At 67.1% G+C, this 22,152-nt stretch carries 25 protein-coding genes; 13 read left to right on the top strand and 12 right to left on the bottom strand.

The annotated features are described in order from the left end of the window. Nucleotides 1-609 (bottom strand): enolase-like domain-containing protein (locus VGN82_RS10495; protein ID WP_465247921.1); only part of this gene is annotated, 609 nt, incomplete at its 3' end. Nucleotides 610-813: 204 nt separating this feature from the next. Between VGN82_RS10495 and VGN82_RS10490 the strand changes: the two genes are divergently transcribed. The 6 genes from VGN82_RS10490 to VGN82_RS10465 all read left to right on the top strand — a co-directional run bounded on the left by VGN82_RS10490 (nt 814) and on the right by VGN82_RS10465 (nt 5,723). Further along, nucleotides 814-1,575, top strand: a complete 762-nt coding sequence (locus tag VGN82_RS10490; protein WP_327526944.1) for a GntR family transcriptional regulator — start codon at nt 814-816, stop codon at nt 1,573-1,575. A gap of 42 nt (nt 1,576-1,617) precedes the next feature. Then, nucleotides 1,618-2,598, top strand: a complete 981-nt coding sequence (locus VGN82_RS10485) for a 2-hydroxyacid dehydrogenase (RefSeq protein WP_327526943.1) — start codon at nt 1,618-1,620, stop codon at nt 2,596-2,598. Nucleotides 2,599-2,735: 137 nt separating this feature from the next. Then, nucleotides 2,736-3,539, top strand: coding sequence for a transporter substrate-binding domain-containing protein (locus tag VGN82_RS10480; protein WP_327526942.1), 804 nt, complete (start codon nt 2,736-2,738; stop codon nt 3,537-3,539). A gap of 129 nt (nt 3,540-3,668) precedes the next feature. Further along, complete coding sequence (locus VGN82_RS10475) at nt 3,669-4,358, top strand: amino acid ABC transporter permease (RefSeq protein ID WP_327526941.1); 690 nt, start codon at nt 3,669-3,671, stop codon at nt 4,356-4,358. After that, nucleotides 4,358-5,011 carry an amino acid ABC transporter permease gene (locus VGN82_RS10470; protein WP_327526940.1) on the top strand — a complete coding sequence of 218 codons (654 nt, stop codon included), beginning with the start codon at nt 4,358-4,360 and terminating at the stop codon, nt 5,009-5,011. The genes VGN82_RS10475 and VGN82_RS10470 overlap by 1 nt, the downstream gene beginning before the upstream one ends. Further along, entirely contained in the window at nt 4,992-5,723 is a 732-nt protein-coding gene (locus VGN82_RS10465) for an amino acid ABC transporter ATP-binding protein (protein ID WP_327526939.1), read from the top strand. The genes VGN82_RS10470 and VGN82_RS10465 overlap by 20 nt, the downstream gene beginning before the upstream one ends. Nucleotides 5,724-5,768: 45 nt before the next feature. On the opposite strand, the gene VGN82_RS10460 is transcribed toward VGN82_RS10465, so the two are convergent. Genes VGN82_RS10460 through VGN82_RS10445 form a run of 4 tightly spaced genes read right to left on the bottom strand, consistent with a single transcriptional unit; the run spans nt 5,769 to nt 8,548 of the window. Continuing rightward, nucleotides 5,769-6,566: an SDR family oxidoreductase gene (locus VGN82_RS10460; protein WP_327526938.1), complete on the bottom strand. Its 798-nt coding sequence runs from the start codon at nt 6,564-6,566 to the stop codon at nt 5,769-5,771. A gap of 49 nt (nt 6,567-6,615) precedes the next feature. Beyond that, entirely contained in the window at nt 6,616-7,422 is an 807-nt protein-coding gene (locus VGN82_RS10455; protein WP_327526937.1) for an aspartate dehydrogenase, read from the bottom strand. Continuing rightward, a complete protein-coding gene (locus tag VGN82_RS10450) occupies nt 7,419-8,237 on the bottom strand; it encodes an alpha/beta fold hydrolase (RefSeq protein WP_327526936.1) in 819 nt (272 codons plus the stop codon). Before VGN82_RS10450 ends, VGN82_RS10455 begins: the two co-directional genes overlap by 4 nt. Then, nucleotides 8,234-8,548 carry an NIPSNAP family protein gene (locus tag VGN82_RS10445; RefSeq protein ID WP_327526935.1) on the bottom strand — a complete coding sequence of 105 codons (315 nt, stop codon included), beginning with the start codon at nt 8,546-8,548 and terminating at the stop codon, nt 8,234-8,236. The genes VGN82_RS10450 and VGN82_RS10445 overlap by 4 nt, the downstream gene beginning before the upstream one ends. Nucleotides 8,549-8,830: 282 nt before the next feature. On the opposite strand from VGN82_RS10445, the gene VGN82_RS10440 reads away from it, so the two are divergent. Beyond that, nucleotides 8,831-10,132, top strand: a complete 1,302-nt coding sequence (locus VGN82_RS10440; RefSeq protein WP_327526934.1) for a class I SAM-dependent methyltransferase — start codon at nt 8,831-8,833, stop codon at nt 10,130-10,132. A gap of 105 nt (nt 10,133-10,237) precedes the next feature. On the opposite strand, the gene VGN82_RS10435 is transcribed toward VGN82_RS10440, so the two are convergent. The 5 genes from VGN82_RS10435 to VGN82_RS10415 all read right to left on the bottom strand — a co-directional run bounded on the left by VGN82_RS10435 (nt 10,238) and on the right by VGN82_RS10415 (nt 14,243). After that, complete coding sequence (locus VGN82_RS10435) at nt 10,238-10,555, bottom strand: DUF2853 family protein (protein ID WP_327526933.1); 318 nt, start codon at nt 10,553-10,555, stop codon at nt 10,238-10,240. A gap of 151 nt (nt 10,556-10,706) precedes the next feature. Further along, on the bottom strand, nt 10,707-11,237 hold the full coding sequence (locus VGN82_RS10430) for a L,D-transpeptidase (protein WP_327526932.1): 531 nt from the start codon (nt 11,235-11,237) through the stop codon (nt 10,707-10,709). Between the two features lie 120 nt (nt 11,238-11,357). Then, nucleotides 11,358-12,191, bottom strand: coding sequence for a heme ABC transporter ATP-binding protein (locus VGN82_RS10425; RefSeq protein WP_327526931.1), 834 nt, complete (start codon nt 12,189-12,191; stop codon nt 11,358-11,360). Beyond that, the gene (locus VGN82_RS10420) at nt 12,184-13,260 is read right to left on the bottom strand and encodes a FecCD family ABC transporter permease (RefSeq protein WP_327526975.1); all 1,077 of its coding nucleotides are present in this window, start codon (nt 13,258-13,260) and stop codon (nt 12,184-12,186) included. Before VGN82_RS10420 ends, VGN82_RS10425 begins: the two co-directional genes overlap by 8 nt. A 26-nt stretch (nt 13,261-13,286) precedes the next feature. Further along, nucleotides 13,287-14,243 (bottom strand): heme/hemin ABC transporter substrate-binding protein, encoded by a 957-nt coding sequence (locus tag VGN82_RS10415; protein ID WP_327526930.1) that lies wholly within the window; start codon nt 14,241-14,243, stop codon nt 13,287-13,289. Between the two features lie 276 nt (nt 14,244-14,519). Between VGN82_RS10415 and VGN82_RS10410 the strand changes: the two genes are divergently transcribed. From VGN82_RS10410 to VGN82_RS10400, 3 genes are all read left to right on the top strand, one after another. After that, nucleotides 14,520-14,867, top strand: a complete 348-nt coding sequence (locus VGN82_RS10410; protein ID WP_327526929.1) for an antibiotic biosynthesis monooxygenase family protein — start codon at nt 14,520-14,522, stop codon at nt 14,865-14,867. Between the two features lie 6 nt (nt 14,868-14,873). Next, nucleotides 14,874-15,401 (top strand): heme utilization cystosolic carrier protein HutX, encoded by a 528-nt coding sequence (gene hutX / locus VGN82_RS10405; RefSeq protein ID WP_327526928.1) that lies wholly within the window; start codon nt 14,874-14,876, stop codon nt 15,399-15,401. Nucleotides 15,402-15,631: 230 nt separating this feature from the next. Further along, a complete protein-coding gene (locus VGN82_RS10400) occupies nt 15,632-16,999 on the top strand; it encodes a hypothetical protein (protein WP_327526927.1) in 1,368 nt (455 codons plus the stop codon). A 7-nt stretch (nt 17,000-17,006) separates the two neighbouring features. Here the strand turns inward: VGN82_RS10400 and VGN82_RS10395 are convergent, their stop codons facing one another. Further along, nucleotides 17,007-17,729, bottom strand: a complete 723-nt coding sequence (locus VGN82_RS10395; protein WP_414644254.1) for a fused DSP-PTPase phosphatase/NAD kinase-like protein — start codon at nt 17,727-17,729, stop codon at nt 17,007-17,009. Between the two features lie 184 nt (nt 17,730-17,913). Between VGN82_RS10395 and ppa the strand changes: the two genes are divergently transcribed. Further along, nucleotides 17,914-18,453, top strand: coding sequence for an inorganic diphosphatase (gene ppa, locus VGN82_RS10390; protein WP_327526926.1), 540 nt, complete (start codon nt 17,914-17,916; stop codon nt 18,451-18,453). A gap of 77 nt (nt 18,454-18,530) precedes the next feature. On the opposite strand, the gene VGN82_RS10385 is transcribed toward ppa, so the two are convergent. Next, nucleotides 18,531-19,406: an HpcH/HpaI aldolase/citrate lyase family protein gene (locus tag VGN82_RS10385; RefSeq protein WP_327526925.1), complete on the bottom strand. Its 876-nt coding sequence runs from the start codon at nt 19,404-19,406 to the stop codon at nt 18,531-18,533. 104 nt (nt 19,407-19,510) lie between these two features. Between VGN82_RS10385 and VGN82_RS10380 the strand changes: the two genes are divergently transcribed. Together VGN82_RS10380 and VGN82_RS10375 are read left to right on the top strand one after the other, a co-directional pair. After that, nucleotides 19,511-21,232: a serine/threonine dehydratase gene (locus VGN82_RS10380; RefSeq protein WP_327526924.1), complete on the top strand. Its 1,722-nt coding sequence runs from the start codon at nt 19,511-19,513 to the stop codon at nt 21,230-21,232. Between the two features lie 101 nt (nt 21,233-21,333). Continuing rightward, nucleotides 21,334-22,026 carry a class I SAM-dependent methyltransferase gene (locus tag VGN82_RS10375; RefSeq protein WP_327526923.1) on the top strand — a complete coding sequence of 231 codons (693 nt, stop codon included), beginning with the start codon at nt 21,334-21,336 and terminating at the stop codon, nt 22,024-22,026. Nucleotides 22,027-22,152: the final 126 nt, after the last annotated feature.

Genomic DNA, 22,152 nt, shown 5'->3' with positions numbered 1-22,152 from the left:
CTCGAAGGGCTCGCAGGCCTTGCGCATCTGCTCGGGCGTGATGAACAGGCCGTGGTTCTCGATCGCGGGCGGATCGAACGGCCAGATCTTCATCGCCGTGATGCCGCTTTCGAGCAGGCTCTCGGCGACGGCATCGGCTCGGTTCATGAAGCCGTCGAGATCCTCGTAGGGGCCTTCGCTCAGGCCGAGATTCCAGGTCGAGACCGGCTTGATGTTCTGCGATCGGACATATCCGTAGCCGGCGCAGGTGTTGTAGATGCGCTGCCGATCGCGGCACAGGCCCCCAAGCATCTGGTGCACCGGCTGTTCGCAGACCTTGCCGAAAATGTCCCAGAGCCCGATGTCGACCGCCGAGGTGGCGCGCGACTCGACGCCGGTCGAGGCCTGCGCCATCGGCAGGTTCGTCATCTCGCGATGCAGCGCCTCGATATGCAGCGGGTTCTTGCCGAGCAGCCGCATGGCGAGCGTGTCGTGCAGATGCGCCTCGACGGCGCCCGCGCCGTAGAAGGTCTCGCCCAGGCCGATGATGCCGGCATCCGTATGGACCCGCACCCACAGCACATTGCCGAACTCCTCCGTCCGAAGCGTCTCAATCGCGGTGATCTTCAAGGCCTGCCTCCCTGGCGGCGCGCGCTCTTGGGCGGCCGGTCCGGCCATTGAGCGCTGTGGTTGATGGCGATCCGCGGGAGCGCCAGCCTGACGCCGCCCCGACGAAACGCAGCCACCATACGGGCACTTGTAAAATATCACAATATGTTTAGTCTTGCCCCCGAGATCGGAGCCACCCAATGAGCTCCGCCGCGGAGGAACGACATGGCGCAGCGCGCAAGCCGGCCCAAACTGGTGGAGACGCAGGAAGCGGGCGCGCCGGTGCGCCGCAACCGCGTCAACCTGTTCGAGCTGGCCTATCAGCGCATCGAGGAACTGCTGGTCCGCTGCGAGCTTGCGCCCGGACGCTTCCTGGCCATGCAGGACCTGCAGGACATCACCGGCTTCGGCCGCACCCCGGTCCACCACGCCGTCAACCGCCTGGCCGCCGACACGCTGATCGTGATCCGGCCGCGTCACGGCCTCCAGATCGCGCCGATCGACCTCGCCCGCGAGCGCATGCTCCTGCATCTGCGCCGCGACATCGAGCGCTTCGTCATCAGGCTCGCCGCCGAGCGTGCCGGCCCCTCCCACCGCAACCAGATGCTGCACATGGAGCGCCTGCTGCGTGAACGGCGCGACGGGCTGACTCTGGCGGAATTCAACCAGCTCGACCGCCGCATCGACCAGATGGTTCTCGCTGCGGCCGGGGAGCCCTTCCTCGAGCATACGCTGCGTCCGCTGCACACCCTCTTCCGGCGGATCGGCTTCATCTACCACAGCCACATGGCCGTGGAGCCCAGCCTCGACGGCACGATCGACCACCATCTCTCCGTCCTAAACGCCATCGCAACGCGCAACGCCGAGGCCGCCGTCGCGGCCTCGGACGCGCTGATCGCCTTCGTCGATGGCATGTTCGACGAGATGGAGACCCGCATCGACCCATCCCTGCTCGATTGCAGCGTCGAACCGCTGCTGAGCACCTGACCGAAGCCCCCCGACACCCGGACGAACGAGAAGCTGCCCGCCATGCGCATCATCTTTCACGGCGACAACGCCGCCTCCTTCAGCCAAGGCTTCACCGAACTCGTCGGTGGCGACGCCGAGGTCCGCATCCTGCCGGACGTGCTCGTGGCACCGTCCGACATTCAGGCCTATGCCGAGGCGGACGCGATCATTGGCGTGAAGTTCGACGCCGGCCTGCCGCGCCCCGAGCGCCTCAAGCTCTTCCACGTGCCCGGCGCCGGCTACGATGCGGTCAATCTCGGCTTGCTTCCGGCGCAGGCCAGCGTCTGCAACTGTTTCGGCCATGAGCAGGCCATCGCCGAATATGTGATGAGCGCGCTGCTCGCCCGCGCGATCCCGCTGGCCGATGCCGATGCGAAGCTGCGCCGGGGCAACTGGGCCTATTGGGCCGGCTCCCCCGACCGCATCCATGGCGAGATCGCCGGCCAGACCATCGGCCTGCTCGGCTTCGGCCATATCGGTAAGGCGATCGCGCGCCGCGCCAAGGCCTTCGAGATGCAGGTCCATGTCGCCAACCGCAGCCCGGTCGCGACCTCCGACCTTGTCGACCGCGCCTTCACGCTCGACCAGATCAGCGAATTCTGCGGCTCGGTCGATGTTGTCGTCGTCTCGGTCCCGCTTACTGCGGAAACCACCGGCATCGTCGGCGCAGCCGCTCTGGCGGCGATGCGGCCCGGAGCCGTGATCGTGAATGTCGGCCGCGGCCCGACCATCGACGAAGCGGCGCTGTTCGAGGCCCTTCATGCACGCCGGATAGGCGGCGCGATCATTGACACATGGTATCAGTATCCAAATCCGGGCGAGCCCAATATTTTACCTTCCAAACTGGCTTTCCATGAGCTTTCAAACGTTTTAATGACACCGCACATGTCAGGCTGGACCAGCGGCACCATCCGCCGCCGGCAACAGACCATGGCGGACAACATCAAGCGGTGCTTCTCCGGTATCGCTCTTACCAACGTAGTGCGAGAAGGGCGCTCCTAGAGCATCGGACCGAAAAGTGGATTTCGGTTTTCGGGCAATTCCGATGCTTTGAAGAGCAAGCCCGATCGCCAGCAAACCGGCCGAACGAAGCCGGAGCAACAACACGTGACCAGTCGTCAAACCGAGGAAACGGCAAAATGAACCTGATGAAGCACCTCAAGATCGCCGGCTTGGCTCTCGCGCTCGGCGCCGGCATGCTCGCCGCCGGCCAGGCCTCGGCCCAGTCGCTGGCCGATATCACCAAGCGCGGCAAGGTCCGCATCGGCGTGCTGATCGGCGCCCCGCCCTACGGCTCGGTCGACTCGACCGGCAACGCCATCGGCTACGATGCCGACGTCGCCGCTCTCGTCGGCAAGTATATCGGCCTGCCGGTCGAGGTCGTGCAGCTCACCCCGCCCTCGCGCATCCCGGCGCTCGAAGCCAACAAGGTCGACTTCCTCGTCGCGACGCTGGCCCCGACCCCCGAGCGCGCCAAGGCGGTGATGTTCACCATCCCCTACAGCGCCTTCCAGATGGGTATCTACGCCAAGAAGGGCACCGCGATCAAAAGCTGGGCCGATCTCAAGGGCAAGAAGGTCGGCGTCAACCGCGGCTCCTCCGTCGAGCGCGAGTTCGTCAACCGCGAGAAGGAGCTGAACCTCACCATCCTGCGCTTCGAGGACGACTCGACCACGATGCAGGCGCTCTTCTCCGGCCAGGTCGAGGCCATCGCCGGCCCCGACGCCCAGGCCAATGCCGCCATCAAGGCGCGCGGCGAAACCGAGACCGAGGTGAAGTTCTTCTTCGGCATGCAGCCGAACTCGATGACCGTTCGCAAGGATGCCTTCGAGCTGCAGCAGTGGCTGAACAACGTGATCTACTACATCAAGCAGAATGGCGAGCTGAACGCCATTTCCGAGAAGTGGGTCGGCGGCCCCCTGCCGCAGCTGCCCACCTTCTGATACCGGGCCCTGCGCCGGCACGGAGCCAATCGGCCCGTGCCGGCCTTCCCGATCCGCTGTCCCGCAGGCTAGAGCGCCTGCCTTGCTCCCGGGACCTGGCGTGACCCCTGACATGGGGAGGAGTCCTCCTTGCAGTTCGACCCCGTCTTCGCCGAATCGGACCTGATCCTGAACGGGATCATGTTGACGATCGTGCTTTCGGCCAGCGCGATCGTGCTCGGCTGCACGCTGGCCGTGCTGCTCGTGGCGCTGCGCACACTCGCTGGGCGCTGGGCCGGCTATGTCGTCGACGCCTATGTCGAGCTGATGCGCAACACGCCCTTCCTGATCCAGCTCTTCATGATCTTCTTCGGCCTGCCTCTGCTTGGCATCCGGATGTCCGGCGTCGAGGCGGCCCTGCTGACGATGACGCTGAACCTCGGTGCCTATTCGACCGAGATCATCCGCGCCGGTGTCGATTCGATCCACAGGTCGCAGTTCGAGGCCGGCGTCTCGCTGGCGCTCTCGCGCCGCCAGGTCTTCCAGTATGTCGTGCTGCAGCCCGCCTTCGCCCGGGTCTGGCCGGCGCTGTCGAGCCAGTTCGTGCTGATGATGCTGGCCTCCTCGATCTGCTCCTTCATCTCGGTGCAGGAACTGTCGGGCGCCGCGGCGATCGTCGAGCAGCGCACCTTCCGCAGCTTCGAGACCTACATCATCGTCACGGCCGTCTATCTGGTGATGGCGCTGTCGCTGAAGGTCTTCCTGCTCTGGCTCGGGCGGAAGCTGTTTCCGCAGGTCTCCGGCCTTGCCCGTCTCGATTCCAAGGCGGAGGCGGCCTGATGCAGACCTTCGGTTGGCCCGAGGCCATGTTCATCTTCCGGGCAGCGGGCTGGACGCTCCTGCTCACGGCGATCTCCTTCGTCATCGGCAGCCTGCTCGGCGGCGCCTTCGCGATCATGCGGCTGTCGCGCATCAAGCTGGTCCGGAATTTCGCCGCCGGCTACATTCTCGTGATCCAGTCGATCCCCGTGCTCATGGTGCTGTTCATGAGCTATTACGGACTGTCGATCATCGGCATCGAGCTGCCGCCCTTCTTTGCCGCCTCCGCGTCGCTCGCGGTCTATGTCTCGGCCTATCTCGCCGAAATCTGGCGCGGCTCGATCGAATCCGTTCCCTTCCAGCAATGGGAGGCGTCGGCCTCGCTGGCGCATACGCCGGCACAGACCTATCGCTATGTCATCCTGCCGCAAGCCGTCCGCATCTCGCTGCCGCCGACGGTCGGCTTCCTCGTGCAACTCGTGAAGAACACCTCGATCGTCTCGGTCGTCGGTTTCGTCGAACTCTCGCGAGCCGGACAGCTCGTCAACAACGCCACCTTCCAGGCCTTCCAGGTCTTCTCGCTGGTGGCGGTGATCTATTTCGCGATCTGCTTCCCGCTGTCCCGGCTCAGCCGCCATCTCGAAAAGGTGATGAATGCCAGCCGTTCTCATTGACGACGTCCACAAGAGCTTCGGCAAGCTGGAGGTGCTGAAAGGCGTCTCCCTCAACGTCGAAACCGGCCAGGTGGTCGCTCTCATCGGCCGCTCCGGCTCCGGCAAGAGCACGCTGCTCCGCTGCATCAACGGGCTCGAGGCGATCAATTCCGGCCGCATCGAGGTCGCCGGCCATGCCGTCGAACAGGATCAGAAGAAGCTGCGCGAGCTCCGCAAGGATGTCGGCATCGTCTTCCAGAGCTACAACCTGTTCCCGCACCTGACCGTCGGCCAGAACATCATGCTGTCGCCGCGCATTACCCAGAACGTGCCGCAGGCACAGGCCGAGAAGCTCGCCCGCGACGTGCTGGCCCAGGTCGGCCTGTCCGAGAAGTTCGACAGCTATCCGGACAATCTCTCGGGCGGCCAGCAGCAGCGCGTCGCCATCGCGCGTTCGCTCGCCATGCAGCCGAAGGTGATGCTTTTCGACGAGGTCACCTCGGCGCTCGACCCGGAGCTGACCGGCGAGGTGCTGCTCGTCATGGAGAAGCTCGCCAAGGACGGCATGACCATGCTGCTGGTGACGCATGAGATGAACTTCGCCCGCAATGTCGCGAGCACGACCGTCTTCATGCATCAGGGCAAGATCTGGGAGAGCGGCCCCTCCCAGGAGGTCTTCGGCAATCCGCAGACTCCGGAACTGCGCAATTTCGTCAGCGCCGGCACCAAGTAGCCGCCGCCAAGCCGGTGGCCTCAACCGATCCGCTCTGCGCCCGCGTCAGGCCTCCGGCTTGCGCGGGTTCAGGGGCTTGCGGTCGCCGCGCGCCGTCCAGCCGCCATCGACGACCAGGACGGAGCCGGTGCAGAACGAGGCGTCGTCGCTGGCGAGCCAGAGCATCGCCTGGGCGATCTCGATGGGCTGGCCCAGCCGCTCCATCGCCTGGCGTCCCTCGAGACCGCTGCGCAGCTCGTCTGCGTCCGGCCCGCTCAGGATCTTCTTGAAATAGGGCGTGGCGATCGTCCCTGGCGCGACTGCATTGACCCGGATGTTCGCCTCGACATGGTCGACGGCCATGGCGCGCGTCAATGCCGCCACCGCCCCCTTCGAAGCGACATAGGCCGCGCGATCGAAGATGCCGATATTGGCGACGGCCGAGGCCGTGTTGACGATCGCGCCGCCGCCCTGCTTCGCCATGACGGGGATCGCGTATTTGCAGCCCAGGAAGACGCCGTTGACGTTCACCGCCATCAGGGCGTTCCAATCCGCCTCCGAGGTCGAAACCACCGTGCCGGCGAAGCCATAGCCGGCATTGTTGACGAGGATGTCGAGCCGGCCGTAGTCGGCGACGGCGCGGGCGATCATCGCGGCGACCTCCGGCTCCTTGCTGACATCGACCTGATGCGCCGCGGCCTTGCCGCCCTGACCGGCAATCTCGGCCACGACGCGCTCGGCGGCGGCGAGATCACGATCCGCGACGATCACGGTCGCCCCCTCGCGGGCGAACAGCTTGCACGCCTCGTGGCCGATGCCGGAGCCGCCCCCGGTGATGATCGCGATCTTGCCTTCGAGCCTCATATCCACGTCTCCCTTTCGACCCTTGAGCCACGCGGCGAGTGAGGCACGCTCACAGCATCGCCACCGGCGAGAAATGCTGCTCGATTGCCGCCAGCAGCGCTTGCCCGACAATCCAGGAGGATTTCGGATTGCTCGGCGATGGCCGGTTGGCGATCTCCAGCGACATCGTGCCGAACTCGCTCTTCGCCGTCACCACATGCATGTTGCCGGATGCAGCGGGATCGCAGACGACGTCCACGCCGGTCGCCTCGAAGCCGGGGCCGGCCAGCGCCAGCGCAGCCGCGACATTGAGGTTCTGCGGGTACAACGCCGCAGCCTCCCGCGCCGTGCCGGAGAAGAGCGTCACCGGCTCCGGCAAGCTCGCCGGGTCGTGCCCGAGCGCGCGCAATTCGGCACTCCAGGCAGCCGGCGGCTTGCGCGAAACGTAGCGCAGCTCGAGTTGCTTCGCATGGCGCACGGCACGGACATAGTCGAGCCCGCCGAGCGCGCCCGAGGCCAGCAGGAGCCGCCCACCTCCCCTGCGCGCCTTGGCGAGCAGCCCTGCGAAGAAGGCCTCGTCGTGCAACGCGCCGATCGACGAGATCAGCACCGGCAGCCCGAGCCCGAGGCAGCCCGGCACGCTGTCCCGCACCGCCTCATGGCCGGCTGCCTCGATCACCAGATCGGGCGCGAAGGCCTCGAGTTCCTCAAGTCCCGACAAGGCCTCGATTCCCGCCGGCACGCGCGCCCGCGACGGCGAACCGGGGCGCAGCAGCACGCCGAGCGCATAACCCGGTGCCTCCGCCTCGAGCAGCGCCGCCGCGATGTCAGAGGCGATCGCGCCATAGCCGATCAGGACGACGCGGCGAGCGCTCACTTCAACTCTCCGATCCACTCCACGACCTTGGCCGTGAAGGCATCGGGCCGCGAGACCGGGAAGAAATGCCCGCCGCTATCGAGCAGGATCTTCCGGCATCCGGGCAGCGCCGCCGCGAGTTCCTCCTGCAGGAAGGACGGCACGATCATGTCGTCCCGCGCACCCAGCACCAGCGTCGGCATCGGCAAGGCCGCAATGTCGGCGGCCCCGTCGAAGGAGAGCAGCGCGTCGATGCGCTCACGCACGACCTGCCTGGCCTCGGCCGAGGTCGGTGCCGCAGCCAGAGCCGCCTCATAGACAGCCCAGTTCGCTTCCAGCCAGAGCGGCGGGTAAGAGATCAGCACCGCGGTCGCAGCATAGGCCTGCGGGTTGTCCTCGAGGATCGAGCGCCGCGCGCCAAAGAGCCCGCTCATGTAGCGGCTTGGCTTGAGCCATGTCGCGCTCAGGATCAGGCCGTCGAGGCGACCCGGCGCGATCCTTCCCAGGGCCTGGCCGATGCATCCGCCGGTCGAATGCCCGAGCAGAACGGCCCGCTCGACGCCGGCGGCATCGAGCACGTCGAGGCAGTCCTGGGCGAGCTGCTCGATGCTGCAGGCCGCCGTGCCGCGCGTGCTCGCCGCGATGCCGCGCTGGTCGAAGCGGATGACGCGGAAGGAGCGCGCCAGGGTCGCGGCATTGCCCGTCCAGAAACCGGCCGTGCCGCCGAGTCCGCTGACCAAGAGCAGCGCCGGCCCATCGCCCTCGGCGAAGGCCTGAAGCACCGCGCCGTCCTTCGTTTCGACGGTGAAGGCCCCGGATGCGGAAGCGGCGCTCATTGCAGCGGCGAGTAGGAAACAGGGGTCAGAATGCGCGTGTCCTGGATGTCGATCAGCCCGTCGACACGCTTGAGGTAGTCCTGCCAGCGCGGATCGGCGAGCATCGCTTTGCGCTTGGCGGCGCGCTCATCGAGGCTGTTGTAGCTCCACAGCGCGACGACATGGTTGAGCTCGCCGATCTCCGTGGTGAAATAGGCGATGAAGGTGCCAAGGTGCTCCTTCTGCAGCGGCAGGCCGTGCTCACCATAGATCTTCACGAACTCGGCCAGCTTGCCGGCCTTGATGCGATAATCGCGCTCTTCATAAATCATTGAAACGTCCTCTCCTGGCGCGGCCGGCTCGGCTGCGTCATCTCATCGGGTCGCGCCGGCCGCATCGACGCGGTGCAACAGGTTGCGATAGCAACCCATCATCGTCGAGCATGGACCGCCCGGGCAACCCGCGCCATGCGCGCTGTTGCCGGGATGGGCCGCCCGCAGCGCAAGACACGCAGCTAGCGCCCGAGAGGCCGGCGATCCGGACCGGCCACGGCAGTTGCCAATCGCGACGAGCCCGGCCAAACACGTCGTGACCAGTCTTCCAACGGTATGAGCATGAGCAGCGACCAGAACCGTCTCGCCGCATTGCGGCGGCTCCTCACGCAGGCGCATGAGAAACTTGGGCTCAAGCTCGGCTTCCAGCTCTGGGACGGCAGCAGCATCCCCGCCGACTGGCCGCATGACGGTCTCGCCATCGCGATCCGCGATTCCGGCGCGGTCGCCGCCTTGATCCGCAAGCCGAAGCTCGACACGCTGCTGAACCTGCATATCAGCGACCGCATCGCCCTGCTCAACGGCTCGATCTTCGATCTCGCGAGCGCGCGCCCGGAGGGCAAGGTCGGGCGCCTGGCCCGCAATATCCCCAAGAGTGCCGTGCTCGACGTGCTGCGCCGTTTCATATTCGCGCCCGGCACCGTCCAGAACGCGGTCGAGCACCGCAAGGGCGACGAGATCGCCCGCGATGGCGCGCCGGCGACCAACAAGGCCAATGTCGCCTATCACTACGACGTCTCGAACGCCTTCTACCGCCTCTTCCTCGATGAGGAGATGGTCTACACCTGCGCCTACTTCACCGAAGACCATGGCGACATCGACCGCGCCCAGCGCGACAAGCTCGACATGATCTGCCGCAAGCTGCGCCTTCAGCCGGGGGACCGTTTCCTCGACATCGGCTGCGGCTGGGGCGCGCTGGTCTGCCACGCCGCCCAGCATTTCGGCGTCGAGGCCCATGGCGTGACACTGGCCGAGGAGCAGTTGGCGCTCGCCCGTGAAAAGGTCGAGCGCCTCGGCCTGCAGGACAAGGTCACGCTCCATCTCAAGGATTTCACCCAGATGGAGGGGCAATTCGACAAGGTCTCGTCGATCGGCATGTTCGAGCATGTCGGGATCGCCAACCACCCCTCCTATTTCCAGGCGGTCAACCGGCTGCTACGGCCGCGCGGGCTCTATCTGCACCACACCATCTCGCGCCGCGCCAAGAAGACCGACAAGGCCTTCAACAGGATGCCGGCCGAGTATCGCGCGCTGGTGCGCTACATCTTCCCCGGCGGCGAACTCGACCATCTCGGCATGTCGATCGCCAATCTCGAGCGCTACGGCTTCGAGGTCCACGATGTCGAGGGCTGGCGCGAGCATTACCAGCGCACGACGCGCCTCTGGTGGGAGCGGCTGGAGGCCAGGAAGGCCGAGGCTGAGGCCGAGATCGGTCCCGAGCGCACGCGGATGTGGCTGCTCTATCTCGCCGGCTGCTCGCTCGCCTTCGAGCGCGGCGGCGCGCTGGTCAACCAGACGCTGGTCTCGAAGCGCCGCAAGGGCGCTTCGGGTCTGCCCCTCACACGGGCGGATCTGTATCGCTGAGCCGCACCGCGCAGCATGGTCGGGCCTGACCCGACCATCTCGGACGCTCGATGCTGTCGATGGGGAGTTCCTCGGGCCAAGCCCGAGGACGCCGCGGAGACCGGTTCAGGCCTTCACGAAGAGGTCGAGCTTCCCGTAATGCTCGGCCAGCAGGTAATAGAAGGTCAGTCGGGACTTGGTCTTGTCGGCCTTCATGTGCTCGCAGATCGCCTTCACGGAGGCGTCGAGATCGGCGGATTTCAGGCCGAGCTTCTTCTTCAGGAAATTCTCGCGGACGCGCTCAAGTTCGGCCGGATCGGAGCAGGCGACATAGCGGGTATCGGGCTTGCTCATGACGAGCGCATAGGATTTCGACATGCCCGCAAAGGCCGCTTCGTTGAACGGCTTCTTGGCAAACTTCTTGGCGTCGGCAAGATGATCCATCTGTAGCCCCCTATGAGCCGGGTGGCGGCTGCCCGGCGTGTCCTTGGTCGCCTGCCGAAACGTTAACGTGCTTTTTCCGTGCAGGCGAGGGGGGCGGCTGCTTTTCGCAACGCCGACGCTAAGCGGCTCTCTTCCCGCCAGGGTGACGGCTTCAGGGCAGGACCACCACCGGCGTGCCCATGCGGACTCGGGCATAGAGATCGGCAACGTCGTGGTTGTGCATGCGGAAGCAGCCATAGGACGCCGCCGTGCCGATCGTGCCGGGCATGTTGGTGCCATGGATGGCGTATTCACCGCCGGGACCCAGTCCGATCACGCGCGCGCCCATCGGATTGCGCGGCGAGCCCCCCGGGATGACGTCCGGCAGGCGGGGATTGTCGCGCTTCACCGAGGCCGGCGGGCTCCACGCCGGGTCGACCTGCATCTCCTCGACATATTTGACACCGCGCCACTGCTTGCCGGCCTTGCCGACGGCAATGGTGTAGCGGATCGCCGTCCCGCCACCGGTGACGAGATAGAGCCGACGCTCGCCGGTGCGGATGACGATCGTGCCGGGATGATAGCGGGCATCGGGCACCTGCACGATCTCGCGCGCCGCAGCCGGGCCGGTGCCAAGCGTCGCCAGCGGCAGCGCAAGGGCGCCCGTGAGCAGCAACTCGATTGAAGCGTGGCGTCTAGCCATGGTCGCACCTCCCTCGCGAAATCAGGCGGGAGATGTGGCTCCGCCCGCCTGAATCGGGGGTTGAGCGATATGGTGAAGCCTGGATTCAGGATGAATCGGCCCTGAATCCAGCCAAAACGGTCAGGCGGCTGAGATCATTCGGTGCTGCTGCGGCAGCAGGAAGGGCAGGCCCGGCCCCGGCGCCCGGCTCAGCGAGAGCTCGACCTTGAAGACCTGGCGCAGCAGCGCATCGTCCAGCGTCTGCGCCGGCGGGCCCTGTGCGATGATCGCGCCCTGGTCCATCACCACGAGATGGTCGGCATAGGTCACCGCCAGGTTGAGGTCGTGCAGCACGATCAGCACCGCGACCCCGCGCGCCGCGATGGCGCGCGCCATGTCGAGCAGAGCGAGCTGATGGCACAGGTCGAGGCTGGCGATCGGCTCGTCGAGGAAGAGCGCCTGCCGGCTGGCGACACTGCGGCCGGCCTCGATCTGGCAGAGCACGCGGGCGAACTGCACGCGTTGCTGCTCGCCGCCCGACAGCGTCTGGTAGCGCCGACCGGCCAGGTCGAGCACGCCCGCCGCAGCCAGGCATTCGCCGACCAGCGCCTCGCGGCGCTGGCGCGACAGCGCCCGGCCGATGCCGTCGACGCCGAGGCTCGCCACCTCATAGACGCTGAACGGGAAGACCAGCCGGGCATGCTGCGCCATCACGGCACGCTGGCAGGCGAGCCGCCAGCCGGGAATCGCGTGCAGGTTCTCGCCGTCGATGCTGACCTGGCCTTGCGACGCCCTGGCCTCGCCGGTCATGAGCTTCAGCAGAGTGGATTTGCCCGCACCGTTGGGGCCGATCAGGATCGTCGTCGTCCCGGGTGTCAGGTCGAGCGTGGCGTCGCGGACGAGGGCTCGCCCCCCGGCATGGAAGCTCAAGCCCCGCGCGGCGACGATGGCAGCGTTGGTTCCCGTCTCAGACATCGAGCGGCCCCGAGCGGCGCAGCAGCAGCCACAGGAAGAACGGTGCGCCGATCGCGGCCGTGACGATGCCGATCGGCAGTTCGGCCGGCGCCACGATCAGCCTTGCCACGATATCGGCGCCGACCAGCAGGATCGCCCCGCCCAACGCCGAGAGCGGCAGCAGCAGGCGGTGATCGGGACCGATGGCCAGCCGGATCAGATGCGGCACCACGATCCCGACGAAGCCGATCAGGCCGGCGGAGGCGACGCTGGCTCCGACCGCCAGCGCGACCAGCAGGATCGCCAGCGCCTTGATGCGCTGAACGGGAATGCCGAGATGATAGGCCTCGGCCTCGCCCAGCATCAGCCCGTTGAGACCGCGTGCGAGCAGGGGCATGGCGAGCAGCAGTGGGATGATGATCGGCGCGATTGCCGTCAGCTTGGTCCAGCTCGCGCCACCAAGGCTGCCCATGGACCAGAAGGTCAGGTCACGCAATTGCCTGTCGTCGGAGATGAAGGCGAGCAGGCCGGTCATGGCCCCGGCCAGGGCGCCTAGCGCGACGCCGGCCAGCAGCATGGTCGCGACCGATGTCCGGCCCTCGCGCGTCGCGATCAGATAAAGCACCAGCGTCGAGATCAGCCCGCCGCAGAAGGCGCCGAAGGGCAGCACGGCGAAGGGCAGCTTCATCAACGTCCCCGTCAGGAAGCGGTCGCCCAGCACGATCGTCGCGGCCGCCGCCAGCCCCGCCCCGGCCGAAACGCCGACGAGTCCTGGATCTGCCAGCGGATTGCGGAACAGCCCCTGCATCAATGCGCCTGAGACCGCGAGCCCCGCCCCGACGAGAAGCCCGAGCAGCACGCGCGGCAGGCGGATGTTGAGCACGACAAGAACGTCCCGGCCCTCCAGCAGCGCGGCATCGCCGGTCACCCGGGCCCATAGGATCTCGGCCACCCGCGCCGGTGGAATCGCGATGGCACCCTGCCCGACCGCGACGAGCGCGAGCAGGACGCAGCCCAGGACCAGCCCGACCACGGCGAAGATGGCGAGTCGGCGCCGCCCCGCAATCAGTGTTGCGAGACCGGCGGGCATGGTTGGCACGGGTGGCGAGGCGAGTGTCACGGGGCGGTCGCGGTCTTCAGCGGCGGAATCGCAGACTCCGGATAGCTCGCAGCCATAAGGTCGCGCGCCGCCAACGGCGTCCGCGGGCCGAAGCCGAGCAGATAGAGCCCGTCCATCGTGGTGAGCCGCTTCTGCTTTGCGGCCGGCGTCTCCGCGAAAGCCGGCATGGCGAAGAGCTCGTCGGGCGTGGTGTTGTGGCTGCTGCTGTTGCGCATCATCAGGATCATGTCGGGAGCGCCCGCCATGATCGCCTCGTCCGTCATCGTCTTGTAGCCTTCGATGCCGTCAGCGACGTTGATGCCGCCGGCATGCCGGATGATCGCGTCAGCCGAACTGTTGCGCCCGCCGACGAGCACCCGGCCATTCTGCAGCGACAGCACGAACAGCACCCGCCGCGGCTTGGCGATGGCACCGCGCAGCGCCGCCAGTTCCTCGAAGCGCGCCCGCGTCTGGGCCGCCAGCCTGGCCGCCGGCTCGGCCGCACCGAGCACGGCTCCGATCGCCTCGATCTTCGCCGCGACGCCCTCCGCGCTCGTGTCGTCCGGGAAGCGCGCGATCTTCACTCCGGATTCGTTCAGCAGCGAGACGGCGCCGGGCGGTCCCGCACCATCGATGAGCATCACCAGCGACGGCTTGAGCGACAGCACGCCCTCGGCCGACAGCGCGCGGACATAGCCAACATTCTTCTTCTCGCGCAGCGCATCGGGCGGGAATTGGCTGGTCGAGTCGACGCCGACGACACGGTCCTGCAGGCCGAGCGCGTAGATCACTTCGGTGATCACGCCGCCCACCGAGACGATGCGCTCCGATGCCTGAGCCCGTGCAGAGCCGATGAGGCCGGCCGGCGACAACAGGCTGCCGGCGGCGAGCAGGGTGAGGCCGATCGCGGCCGACAGCTCGCGCCTGTCGAATTGCCGGGAACGGTCTGCCGGATGGACGGTACGGGCGACCATGAGAGGATCTCCTGATGACCGACGGCGCGACCTGCATCCGAAGACCGGGGATCGCGGCGCCGACAGCGTTTCTGCCGTTTTGCCAAGTAGATCTCAGTTTTTAATTATTCAAAACAGAGAAATACAGCAGCGTTATTGACGGTGATATTCAGCTTTACTAGAAGCGGTCAAGGGCAGTGCCGCGGCGCGATAGAGCGGCGCGGCATTCCGACCGAAAGTCGAGACCGGATCGCGGTTCCGCCCGCCAGACGCCAAAGCCAGTGACAGGACAATCCGATGTTCATCGCCATGAACCGCTTCAAGGTCGCGAAGGGTGAGGAAGCCGCGTTCGAGACCGTCTGGTCGTCGCGCAAGACCCGCCTCGACGAGATGCAGGGCTTTCTGGCCTTCCACCTGCTCAAGGGCCCAGAGCGGGAAGACCACACGCTCTATTCCTCCCACACCACCTGGGCCACGAAGGACGACTTCACCGCCTGGACGAAGTCGGAGCAGTTCCGGGACTCGCACCGCAATGCCGGCCAGAAGCGCGAGAAGCCCCTCTTCCTGGGCCACCCCGAATTCGAGGGCTTCGAGACCGTGCTGAGCGAGGTCAACCCGCACCGCCCTCTCCAGGCGGCGGAGTGAGGGCTCATGTCGGCGCTTGAAGCCGTTGCACCGGCACAGGACGCAGTTCAGCGCGTCCGCGACCTGCTCGCAGCCAAGCCCGACGGGCTGATCGAGGCGATCGCCCGCGAGGCGGGCGTCTCGACCCAGACCGCCCTCGAACAGCTGCCGGCCGACCAGCGGCTGTTCGTCGCAGTCGAGCGTTTCGAGGCCGTGTGGCAGGACCTCGCCACCTGGGGCGAAGTGCTGTTCCTGATGCACACCCCCGATGTCGTCCTGGAGTGCGTCGGCACGCTGCCGGTCGGCAGCTTCGGCCATGGCTACTACAACATCCATGGCGACAGCCCCATCGGCGGTCATATCAAGGCCGAAAACTGCAAGGCGATCTACATCGTCGACCGCGCCTCGGGACAGGGGCGCCGCGCCTGCTCCGTGCAGTTCTTCAACGGCGCCGGTGACGTGATGTTCAAGATCTTCGTTCGCCGGGACGCCCAGCGCGCCCTGCTTCCCGAGCAGTTGGAACGCTTCGAGAGCCTGAAGACGAAATTCGTCTGACCGCCATCGCGCGGCCTGATTTGTAGGGTCTGTCCCCCGGGCGCCGTTCCGGGGCGCAGACCCTATCACTGGTTTGTTATGCCTTGTCTTTACATTCAATTAACCATGCTGGCGCAGCCTCGACCTCCCCAGGCCAAGCCAGCGTGAGTGGGTCTGTCGACGCTTCACCGTCCGGCAGCCATGGCGCCCCGCAGAACGGCCTGCCCGATGATGCAGCCGCGGATGTCGACATGGTCGCGCACGTTGTCCTGGAGCGGGCGAGCTTTCCGCCCAGGCGCCCCGCCCTCACCTTGGCCCAGGGTCGGCGCTTCGTGGCAAGGCGCGTTCCTGCGCTGCGCCAGGGCTTCGGCTCCGCCGCAATGCTCGGCCTGCGCTTCGTCCAGGCCCGGCTGATTTCGGTCTGGGGGCTGCTGGTCGCAGCCATCTTCTGCCCGCCGCACATATTCGCCGCCTTCGCGGTTTTCTCGGCCGCGGCGACGTTCATCTCCATAGCGGCCTTGCTGCGGCTCGAGGCGGTCTTCTTCCGCAATGGTGACCGGACCCAGCTCGGTCTGGCCTTCCGTCTCGCCATGGCCTGTGGCGCCGCGTTCCTCGGCCTAGCCGCCGTGGTCCTCGCCATCCTCGTGGGCATAGGACGGATCGCCCCCGCCATCGCGTTGATCTTCTTCGTCTCGCTTTCGGCCCGCGCTGTTCTGCGCCTGCTTTGGGCCGAGGCGACGGCGGAGGGCGATTTCCGGGCCATCGGCAACAGCAATCTGGTCCAGGCGCTGGTCCAGCCCGTTCTCATGCTGCTGCTGATCGCGATCTTCGGGCCCAAGGCGCTCGCGCTGTTTCTCGCCGATGCGCTCGGCAATGCGACCGCGGCGGTCTATCTCGCGAAGCGTCGCCGCGACAGCCTGCTCGCCTTGGCGCAGCCCCGGGAGTGGTCGCGACGCGGGCTGCTTTGGGCAGCCAGGCGCTGGCGCGATGCCCCTCGCATCCTGCTGCCCTCGGCACTGCTCTCCTATGGCTTCACCGTGGCGCCGCTGCTGGCCCTGCCGTACGCTGCCAACCCGCTCCTTGCGGCCCATGTCGCGCTCGCGATGCGGCTGCTGGACGTGCCCACGCAGATGTTCGGAACCATGTCGGGCCCGCTGCTGCTCAACCGGCTGCGCACCCGGGAGGGCTCGCGGCGGCAATTCTGGGTGCGCCTGGCGACGCTCGGTCTCGTCGCGGCCGCCATTGCGCTGTTCGTGCCGATTGCGATCGGCGCGCATCTGTTCGGTGGCGTATTCGACGATACCAAATGGGAGGGCGTGGGCGATGTCATCGCCGTGATGACGCTGTTCTACGGCGGTATCGCCCTGTTCAACCCGCTTCACGACATCGCCGCCCTTGCCCGCGACACGACCTGGCAGCTCGCCGCCAACATCATCGCCTTCGTGGCAATCGTCGCCGCTATCCTGTGGTTCGGTGCGCTGTCGTCGCAGTTGCTCTATGCGGTCGGCGTGATCTCGGTCGCGCGCGCAGCTGCCCATGCCCTGTTCGTCTGGATCGGACAGGGCGAGGCATCGGCGCGGGACAATGAACACGTCCCGGGAGCCCGGGGGGCGCGCTGAGCCGGCGCTACTCCCGCCGGATCAGCCAGTCGGCCAGCAGGGACGAGAAGAACCCCGGCTTGAACTCGGCTTCGAGCCGGGCGGGATCATAGATGTCGCGCGCCCAGTCGAGAAAGGCGATGCCCTTGGCCTCGCCCTCGACCCGATAGGTCTCGAAGAAGGCATCGAGAATCCCGGTCTTGGCGAAGCGGAAATGGCCGTAGCGCAGCGACAATTGGCGCATGGCCTCGGCGAGCGGGCGCCCCTCATGGATCAGCAGATAGAGCGCGGCGAAGAAGCCCGCCCTGTCCGCGCCCGACTTGCAATGCACCAGCGCCGGCTCCTTCAGTGACGCGAAGAAGTCCTGCGCGGCGAGGATGGTCTCGCGCTCGGGCGCACCACGCGAGCGCAGCACGAACTCGACCAGCTCGATGCCATGCCGCTCGCAGGCCTCGCGCTGCAACGGCCAGGCGCCGTGCTCTCGCCCGCCACGCAGGTTAACGATGGTCTTCACACCCTGCCTGGCGAACCAGGCGATCTGCCCCGGCGCAGGCTGAGCCGCCCGCCACAGCCGCGGAGTGACCTTGTGCGCGTTCAGATAGGCCAGGCGGAAGATACCGTGATCAACCAGCAGCATGTTGGCCCAGGCGCGCAGGCGCTGGCCCCGGCTCTCGATCGGCCGGTCCCAGCGCGCGATGCGGGCCATCCGCCGCGCATAGCGTTCCTCGTCGGGGCGCAAGCTGTTCAGCACGGGCGCCTCCCGTGCGTTGCACGGCGGGCGCGGCTCGAATGACATGTCATGACGCGCCCGATACCAGCGCTGGGGGGATCACGCAAATCGGCGGGAATTCCCGTGGTGCGAAGGTCGGGCTTGGCGTTTCGCGCGCGAACCCTCATAAGACGCCCGTTTCCAATTCCTGACAGGTTCCAAGACAATGCGCCTCGACGCCATCTCCATCGGCAAAAATCCCCCCGACGAAGTCAACGTCGTCATCGAGGTGGCGATCGGCGGCGAGCCGATCAAGTACGAAATGGACAAGGAGGCGGGCACGCTCTTCGTCGACCGCTTCCTCTACACGCCGATGCGCTATCCCGGGAACTACGGCTTCATCCCGCACACCCTCTCCGAGGATGGCGATCCCTGCGACGTGCTGGTCGCGAATACGCGTCCGCTGATCCCGGGCTCCTACATCGCGGTCCGGCCGATCGGCGTGATGATGATGGAGGACGAGGGTGGTGGCGACGAGAAGATTATCGCCGTGCCGGTCCCGAAGCTGACCAAGCGCTACGAGAACGTCCACAACTACACCGACCTGCCGAAGATCACGCTCGATCAGATCCAGCACTTTTTCGAGCACTACAAGGATCTCGAGCCCGGCAAATGGGTCAAGCTGACCGGCTGGGGCGATGCCGCCAAGGCCAAGCAGCTCATCGTCGAGGCGATGGACCGCGCCAAGGCGGCGAAGAAGGGCTGAACCCTCCTCCCCTCGGGGAGAAGGTGGCTGCGCAGCAGACGGATGAGGGACGGGCCGCGCGAGCGGCCCTTTCTCGTTCAGGCCCCGATTGCCTCGCCCAAGGCCACCACCCGTTTGGCCATCTCGGCATGCAGCCGCTCGACCATCCGGCCGCCGAGCTGGATCGCCCCCTTGCCCTGGTTCTCCGGCTCGGCGAAGGCGGCGATGATCGAACGGGCCTGGGCCAGTTCGGCCTCGTCCGGCGCAAAGACGGTATTGGCGAGCGCCACCTGGTTGGGATGGATCAGCGTCTTGCCGTCGAAGCCGAGGTCACGGCCCTGCTCGCATTCGGCCTTGAAGCCGTCCTCGTTCTTGAGGTCGTTGTAGACGCCGTCGAGGACATCGATGCCGTGGGCCCGCGCGGCCAGGATGGCACTGGTCAGCCAGGGCAGCATCGGCGCACGGCCGGGCAGGAAGCGGGCGCGCGTCTCCTTGGCGAGGTCGTTGGTGCCCAGCACGAAGCAGGCGAGCCGCGTGCGCGGATCGCGCGCCGCCCGTGCGACCTTCTCGGCGTCCAGGATCGCGAGCGGCGTCTCGATCATGGCCCAGATCCGTAGTTCCGGCTTCGCCCAGAGCCCGTCGAGTTGCGCCCCGATCTGCTGCAGCGTCTCGGGCGCCGACACCTTCGGGATCAGGATCGCATCCGGATCGGCTTCGACCGCCGCGGCGAGATCGTCCTTGAACCAGGCCGTATCGACGCCATTGGTACGGATGACCAGCTCCCGCCGGCCGTAGCCGCCGGCCTTGACCGCAGCGCAGACCTGATCGCGCGCCGAAGCTTTGGCCTCGGGGGCAACGGCGTCCTCCAGGTCGAGGATCAGTGCATCGGCGGGGATCTCACGGGCCTTTTCCAGGGCGCGGGCATTCGAACCGGGCATGTAGAGTACGCTGCGGCGCGGACGGATCGTCGGCATGGGGTCTCTCCTGACGCCAGTGGACCAAGCTTCATTGCACTGCACACTAGACGCATCGGCGATGCAACGTCAGTTCTGCGAAAGGCGGATGAAGGAGGCCGAACATGGCATGGATCGCGGGCGTGGACGGCTGCAAGGCCGGCTGGATTGCAGCCATCCTCGATCTCGAGGCGGATACGCCGCCGATCCTGCGCGTCGTCACGGGCTTCGCCGAACTGCTCGCCGGGAGCCCCGCCCTGATCGCGGTCGACATGCCGATCGGCCTGCCCGACCTGATCGATGGCTCGGGGCGTGGGCCCGAGCAACTGGTGCGGCCGCTGCTGGGCGAGCGCCAATCATCGGTCTTCTCGATTCCCGCCCGCGCGGCCGTCGAGGCGCTCGATTATGGCGAGGCCTGCCAAAGGGCGCTGGCGACGTCGCAGCCCCCGCGCAAGGTCTCGCAGCAGGGCTTTCACCTCTTCCCGCGCATTCGCGAGATCGACGCCCTGCTGCGGACCGAGCCGCCCCAGCGCGAGCGCGTCTACGAGGTGCACCCCGAACTCGCCTTCGCGACCATGCGCGGCGCGCCGCTGACCCATCCCAAGAAGATCAAGGGAACGGTCAACCCCGCCGGCATGGCCGAGCGTCAGGCCCTGCTCGTCGCGGCCGGCCTGCCACCCGAAACCGTCCGGGCGCAGCCACCGAGAGGGGCCGCGGCCGATGACGCGCTCGATGCACTGGCTGCGCTGGTCGTCGCCCAGCACATCCTGGCCGGGCGCGGAAGGCCCTTTCCCGATCCGCCGCGACGCGATAGCCACGGGCTCCCCATCGCGATCTGGACCTATCGGCCCGATCTCAATCCGGCGCATGACTTGGCTTTGCAGGACACCCCCATGACCGACCGTCCCGTTCCCCGTCCGATGATCGAGGCGGCCGCCCAGCGTATCGCAGGCCATGCCCGCGTGACGCCGGTGATGCGGCTCGGCAGCGGCGCCTTCGGCTCCGATGCCGACATCTCGCTCAAGCTCGAATGCCTGCAGCATGCCGGCTCCTTCAAGACGCGCGGCGCCTTCAACAACCTGCTCTCGCTGGATCTGCCCGCCGCCGGCGTGGCGGCCGCCTCCGGCGGCAATCACGGCGCGGCTGTTGCCTATGCCGCCCGGGCACGGGGCGTGAAGGCGACGATCTTCGTCCCCGAGATCTCGCCGGCCGCCAAGATCGAGGCGATCCGGCGCTTCGGCGCCGAGGTCGTGATCGGCGGAGCGCAATATGACGACGCGCAGGCGGCCTGCGACCGCTTCGTCGCGGAGACGGGCGCGCTCAAGATCCACCCCTTCGCGGCCAGCGAAACCATCGCCGGCCAGGGCACGCTCGGCCGCGAATGGCAGGGGCAGGAGCCCGATCTCGACACGGTTCTCGTCGCAGTCGGCGGCGGCGGGCTGATCTCCGGCATCGCCGCCTGGTTCGCCGGGACGAAGGTCAAGGTCGTCGGCGTCGAGCCGGAAGGCTCCCGGGCTCTTCAGGCCGCGCTGCAGGCGAAGGGCCCCACCGATGTCACGGTCGCGTCCGTCGCCGCGGATTCACTCGGCGCCCGCAATGTCGGTCCGCTCGTCTACGAGGTCTGCAAGGACACGGTCGATCATGTCGTGCTGGTGCCCGACAGCGCGATCACTCAGGCGCAGGTGACGCTCTGGCGCGATTTCAGGGTTGCGGTCGAGCCCGGCGGCGCGGCCGCGCTGGGCGCCCTGCTCAGCGGTACCTACAAGCCGGCGGCGGGCGAACGCCTCGGCGTGCTCGTCTGCGGCGCGAATATCGACCTGACCAAGCTCGCGACCCTTGTCGGCTGATCATGGTCGTTCCCGCGATCGGCCGACCGGAGGGTTCTGAATAGACCCACCGGGCGAAGGCTTGTCTCTCCGCGGTGGTGATGCGCTAGGCTTGGCCCGTCATGGCAGCACGCCCGGTCAACGACACGCTGAGGGCCCTCCGGACGATCCTCGCGCCGCTGGAGGAACGCCGGATCGTCGAGATCGGCTGTGGACGTGGTGCCTTGCTCCATGCGCTGGCCGGGCTCGGGGCCAAGGTCGCGGGGATAGACCCGGACCAGGCCGCGCTCGCCGAGGCACGCAAGGCCGCACCCACCGCGATCCTGCTCCAGGCGAGTGCCGAAAGCCTGCCCTTCATCGACGCCGCCATGCATGCGGCGGTCTTCGTCAATAGCCTGCACCATGTCCCGATATCCGGCATGACCGGCGCTCTTGCCGAGGCGGCCCGCATCGTCGCGCCTGGCGGCGATGTCATCGTCGTCGAACCGTTGCCCGAAGGGACCTTCTTCGAGTCGATGCGACCGATCGAGGACGAGACGGCGGTCCGGCTGGCGGCGCAGCAGGCCATCGCCAAGGCCCTCCGCGACGGCCCCCTGCGACTGGCCGAGTGCAGCGAATATGACCGGGTCGAAATCTATCCCACCTTGTCGGCCTTCATCGATCGGGTCGTTGCGGTCGATCCCTCGCGCAAGGATAGGGCGCTGGAGGAGCGCGAGAATGTCATGAAGCGCTTCGACATCCATGCCGAACCTGTGAAGGACGGCTATCTGCTGCGCCAGCCCTTGCGCCTGCACCATCTCAAGGTGCCGGGATAGTTGCACCGGTCTGTGCAATCCCGCATTCGGCCGGCTTGAGGATCAAATCGGCCAAGGTGCGGGTGCCGAGCGTTGAAACGAAAGCCGCCCGTGCCTCGCAACGACGCCGCGTCGGCAGCGCGCGAA

It is taken from the genome of Allobosea sp. (genome assembly GCF_035999205.1).
In the GTDB taxonomy this organism is placed as follows: Bacteria; Pseudomonadota; Alphaproteobacteria; order Rhizobiales; family Beijerinckiaceae; genus Allobosea.
Note: the sequence above shows the minus strand (reverse complement) of the source record. Positions and strands in the feature narration are given on the sequence as shown.